The organism is Mesorhizobium sp. (assembly GCF_005063415.1).
Lineage (GTDB): Bacteria > Pseudomonadota > Alphaproteobacteria > Rhizobiales > Rhizobiaceae > Mesorhizobium.
Genome location: NZ_SUEG01000031.1, coordinates 37991 through 43076, shown reverse-complemented (window position 1 = coordinate 43076; position 5086 = coordinate 37991). Strand labels below are relative to the sequence as shown.

Annotated in this window: 3 protein-coding genes, 1 tRNA gene and 1 pseudogene; 2 read left to right on the top strand and 3 right to left on the bottom strand. The window is 63.1% G+C overall.

Annotation, left to right across the window (positions count from 1 at the left end):
• Positions 1-161: 161 nt before the first annotated feature.
• Both ade and E5W70_RS11365 read right to left on the bottom strand, forming a co-directional pair.
• Positions 162-1973, bottom strand: coding sequence for an adenine deaminase (gene ade, locus E5W70_RS11370; RefSeq protein WP_292657764.1), 1812 nt, complete (start codon positions 1971-1973; stop codon positions 162-164).
• A 572-nt stretch (positions 1974-2545) separates the two neighbouring features.
• Positions 2546-2998, bottom strand: coding sequence for a cupin domain-containing protein (locus E5W70_RS11365; protein WP_292657762.1), 453 nt, complete (start codon positions 2996-2998; stop codon positions 2546-2548).
• 280 nt (positions 2999-3278) lie between these two features.
• Between E5W70_RS11365 and E5W70_RS11360 the strand changes: the two genes are divergently transcribed.
• Positions 3279-3364: transfer RNA gene (locus E5W70_RS11360), tRNA-Leu, on the top strand.
• 65 nt (positions 3365-3429) lie between these two features.
• Here the strand turns inward: E5W70_RS11360 and E5W70_RS11355 are convergent.
• The gene (locus tag E5W70_RS11355) at positions 3430-4008 is read right to left on the bottom strand and encodes an NUDIX domain-containing protein (protein ID WP_023674774.1); all 579 of its coding nucleotides are present in this window, start codon (positions 4006-4008) and stop codon (positions 3430-3432) included.
• 153 nt (positions 4009-4161) lie between these two features.
• On the opposite strand from E5W70_RS11355, the pseudogene E5W70_RS11350 reads away from it, so the two are divergent.
• Positions 4162-5086, top strand: a pseudogene (locus tag E5W70_RS11350) (NADH:flavin oxidoreductase/NADH oxidase); the annotation flags it as partial.

Here is a 5086-nt window from a genome sequence, read left to right as displayed (position 1 = left end):
TCCCCCTCTAGTGGGGAGATCGGCCCCCACTTTCGGCTTTCGTCAATCTCCAACTTTGACAACAATGCGCTGTCGACGAAACTGCCAATCTCCCCCCCTTGAGGGGGGAGATGTCCGGCAGGACAGAGGGGGGCGCTGTCCCTCCAGCGTTCAAAGATTCTTCAAACGAACAAATCGACCTTCTGGAAGGTCGTCACGTCGATCAGGCCGACGTCCGAAATTCTGAGCTCAGGGATGACGACCAGCGCCAGCAGCGAGTGCTGCATGTAGGCGTTGTTGAGCGAGCAGCCCATCTGGCGCATGGCGTCGCTGAGTTTGTCCGCCTTTGCGGCGACGATTTCCGCCCGCTCATCCGACATCAGTCCGGCGATGCGCATTTCGACCAGCGCCAGCTCCTTACCCTTGGAGAACAGCACGACGCCGCCGCCGACCTCACCCAGCCGGTTCACGGCCAGGGCCATGTCCTGCTTGTTGGTGCCGACGACGATGATGTGGTGGGCATCATGCGCCACGCTGGAGGCCATGGCGCAGTCGCTCATATAGCCGAAGCCGGAGACGAAGGCGTTGGTGACGCCGCCGGTGCCCTTGTGGCGCTCGACCAGCGCGATCTGGCAGACATCGTTGCGGCGGTCCATGGCGACCAGCCCGTCCTCGACCGCAAGATCGGCCTCCAGCGCCCGCGTCGGCGCCTGGTTCTCGATGACGCCGATGACGCGCACCCGCACCTCGTTGGCGCCCATGGGTGCGGCGATGTCGAAATCGCCGGCCTTGAGTTTCTTGCCGAGCTTGACGGTGTTCTTCGCCGTCTTCGGATAATCATAGGCCGGAATGTCGATCTCGAGCTTGCCGCCCTTGGCCAGCCTGACGCCGCGGCCATAGACCTCGTCGATGGTCATTTCGGCCAGGTCGGAGACGATCAGCAGGTCGGCCAGCCGTCCCGGCGCGATCGAGCCGATCTCGCGCTCCAGCTTGAAATGCTGGGCGGTGTTGAGCGTCGCCATCTGGATCGCCGTCACCGGCTTCAAGCCCTGGCTGATGGCGTGGCGCACGACCCGGTCCATATGGCCTTCATGCACCAGCGTGCCGGAATGGCTGTCGTCGGTGCACAGGATGAAGTTGCGCGGGTCGAGGCCGCCCTCGGTCACCGCCTTGATCTGCGAGGCCACGTCGTACCAGGCCGAGCCCAACCGCAGCATCGCCTTCATGCCCTGGCGGACGCGGGCGATGGCGTCCTCGGCGCGTGTGCCTTCGTGGTCGTCCTCCGGGCCGCCGGCGACATAGCCATGGAACGGCAGGCCGAGATCGCGCGAGGCATAGTGCCCGCCAACGGTCTTGCCGGCCCTGACCGTCGCCGCGATCTCGCCCGACATCACCGGATCATTGGCGGCGACGCCGGGAAAATTCATCACCTCGCCGAGCCCGATAATGTTCTCCCAGGTCATCGCCTCGGCAACATCGGCGACGGTCAGCTCGGCGCCGGCATGCTCGAGCCCCGGGGCGGAGGGCACGCAGGACGGCATCTGCACGAGCACGTTGACCGGCATGGCGACCGCCTCGTCATGCATCAGCCGCACGCCCGGCAGGCCGAGCACGTTGGCGATCTCATGCGGATCGATGAACATCGAGGTGGTGCCATGCGGGATCACCGCGCGGCAGAATTCCGTCACCGTCACCATGCCGCTCTCGACATGCATATGCGCGTCGCAAAGCCCCGGCACCAGATAGCGGCCGCCGGCATCGACCACCTTGGTGCCCTGGCCGATGGCATGGCCGGCGTTCGGCCCGCAATAGGCAAAACGGCCGCCGGCAATGGCGATGTCTGTGCCGGCGATGATCTCGCCCGAATGAACGTTGACCCAGCGCCCGTTGCGGATGACGAGATCGGCGGGTTTGCGGCCCATGGCAACATCGACCAGATGCGTCGCCATCTCGGCCCAGGGTTTTGGTTTCGTCGCATTGGCGGTCTTCGGCATGGACAAGCTCCTCTTTGCCCGACTGTGCCAAGCCGCGAGGATTTTGACCAGCGAGGAAGTAAGCGCCGACGGCGAAACTGCCGATCTCCCTCCTTGAGGGGGAGATGTCGCCGAAGGCGACAGAGGGGGTCGGGACGTCCTGACGCGAACCGTTACCGCGAACAAAACAGGCCGGCGCTCGACGCGAGACGACCCCCTCTGGCCTGCCGGCCATCTCCCCCTCAAGGAGGGAGATCGATGCCACCACGGCTTTCGCCGATCGCCAACGCCGGGAAGGCAGGACAAAGGCATTTATGCTTTTGTGCCGGCCGCAGCAACTTTGTTCTTGCTTTGTGCCGGCAGCTATGCTATTAATTTGGGTATGGTGCCAATTGGCTCCAAAGACCCGCCTTCCGAGGTGGGTTTTTTGTTTCGGCGCCATTCACGGCAAAATGGCCCAAGTGGAATACGATTCCGTTGCGGCCAATCAGCTTTCGTCTCGTTAGAGGATCCTTCTGAATCGACGGTCGCGGAGTTTGACGCACTCCATCGTTCGAGCCTTCAGCCGGTTCAATCAATTCGATCCCGAACTGTCACTTCTTGCTCGGATCGTCTGCCGGGTTGACGTAGGTGATCTTGAATGGCCCCTCGCCCTGAACCTGGATGATCGTATCGCTTGTCGTCCAGGCGAAGTGATTCATTCCGGCCGGCGCGACGCCGAAGCCGCCAGCAGTCAGTTCGACACCTTTCGCCTCGTCGAGCTTATCGCCCATTCCAATATGGAAATTGCCGGAAAGCACCGTTACGTATTCCGTGGTGGGATGATTATGTGCGGCAATTTTGTAGCCGGCTGGTGTCTTCAACCGCAGCACAAAGGCGCCGTCCTTTGAGGGATCTCCAGCGACAACAGCCATTTCCGCGCCAGCGGGAATGACAGCAGGAGCAGGACCCCATTTGATGTCTTTGGCGTTCATCGGCATGTCATCGGCAAACAGAGGCGCCGTCCCAACAAGCAGCAGTGCCAGGGCAGAGGCAAGCTTGAGCATGACAATCTCCCAGTGTTTGTAGAGGACGGCGTCGAGTACCGGCGCGCCGATCCACTTGCCAATTGGAGTCTATCAGGGCAGAGCGCCCGAACGCATCCTGCGAACGGGGGACACGCATTCGCGGTAGCCGCGGAAGTTGCCGCTAAAAAACATTTCCAGGTGAAACGATTTTGTTTGTATCACTGTAGGTGATCGGCCCTCGCTAGCTTCCAGTGCCAGATTTGTCGACGGCAGAAGACGGCTTGACGGCCTTTGGCTGGCGGCTGAAAAGGGCTGGCCTGCGGACGTGGCGGAATTGGTAGACGCAAGGGACTTAAAATCCCTCGATCTCTGATCGTACGGGTTCGATTCCCGTCGTCCGCACCAGATCTGTCTCGTTTGATACCCTTCGCAACTGGAGACCAGGGCGCTCGACCCGGTCCAGCCCGCCCTCACCTTCCGATCGGGTTCAGCTTCAGGTGCTGGATCAGGATGATGGTCTTGGCGTCGATAATCCGACCGTCGTGGATGCCGGCCAGTGCCTCGTCGAGAGGCATTTCCAAAACCTCGATGTCCTCGCCTTCGTCGTGGGCGCCGCCGCCGTCGGAAATGCGGTCGGCGGGCGAATAGCGGGCGACGAAGAACCAGAGCCGCTCGGTGACGCTGCCGGGGCTCATATAGGGTGAAAACAGCCGCTGCACGTCCTTCAGCCGGTAGCCGAGTTCCTCCTCGGCCTCCTTGCGGATGCAGGTTTCGGGATCGTCTTCGTCGAGCAGGCCGGCGCAGGCCTCGATCAGCGGCTCCTTGTGGCCGGTGACATAGGCAGGGTAGCGGAACTGCCGCACCAGAAGCACTGTCGAGCGGTCGGGATCGAAAGGCAGGATCACCGCGCCGTCGCCGCGATCGTAGGTCTGACGGGTGTGCGTTTCCCATTTGCCGTCGCGCCGGCGGTAGTCGAAGACGGTCTTTTTCAAAACCGCCCATTCGTCGGAAAGGACTTCCTCAGAGCGGATGCGAATGCGATCTTCCATGGTGGACTCCCTGCTGCCGCGGCAAGGCGTAGCCGCGAACGGCGCTCCGTGCAATCCGGCCAGCCATTGGTCCAGAGCACCGGTTCACCCTCTCGTGTCTGGCGCATCTGCAATCGGCTGCATAAATAGCGGCAACCCTTCCCGGAGTTTTTTATGACCTCATCGCTTTTCCAGCCGATCACCCTCGACGGCCTCACCTTCCCCAACCGCATCGCGGTCGCGCCGATGTGCCAATATTCGGCCGAGGACGGCTCGGCCAGCGATTGGCACCTCTATCACTGGATGAACCTGGCAATGTCGGGCGCCGGCATGGTCACCGTCGAGATGACCGAGGTCGAACGGCGCGGCCGCATCTCGCATGGCTGCCTCGGCCTCTATTCCGAAGACAACGAGGCGGCGGCGCGACGCACCCTGGATGCAGCCAAGCGGGTCGCCGCGCCGGGCACGAAATTCGGCACGCAGCTTGCCCATGCCGGCCGCAAGGCCTCCAACCGCAAACCCTGGGAGGGCGGCGGCCCGCTGCACGCCGATCAGGACCCGTGGCCGATCGTGTCGGCCTCGGCGATCGCCTACGACAGCGGCTGGCAGGTGCCGCGGGCGCTGGAGGACGACGAGATCCTGCAAATCATCGAACGCTTCGCCGAAGCGGCACGGCGGGCCGAGCGCGCCGGCTTCGACTTCATCGAGCTGCATGCCGCGCATGGCTATCTGATCTTCCAGTTCCTGTCGCCGCTCTCCAATCGGCGCACCGACCGCTGGGGCGGCTCGCTGGAAAACCGCATGCGTTTCGCCGTCGAGATCGCCAAGGCGGTGAAGAAGGCGGTGCCCAGGCTGATGCTAGGCGCGCGGCTGTCGATCAAGGAATGGGTCGATGGCGGCTTCGACGTCGAGGATGCGATCGAAGTGGCAAAAGCGCTGAAGGAAGCCGGCGTCGCCTATCTCTGCTGCTCGAGCGGCGGCAATTCGCCGTTGCAGAAGCTGCCGTCCGGGCCCGGCTACCAGGTGCATCTGGCCGAAGCGGTGCGCAAGGCCGTCGGCATCCCGACGCGGGCCGTCGGTCTGATCGACGATCCGAAAC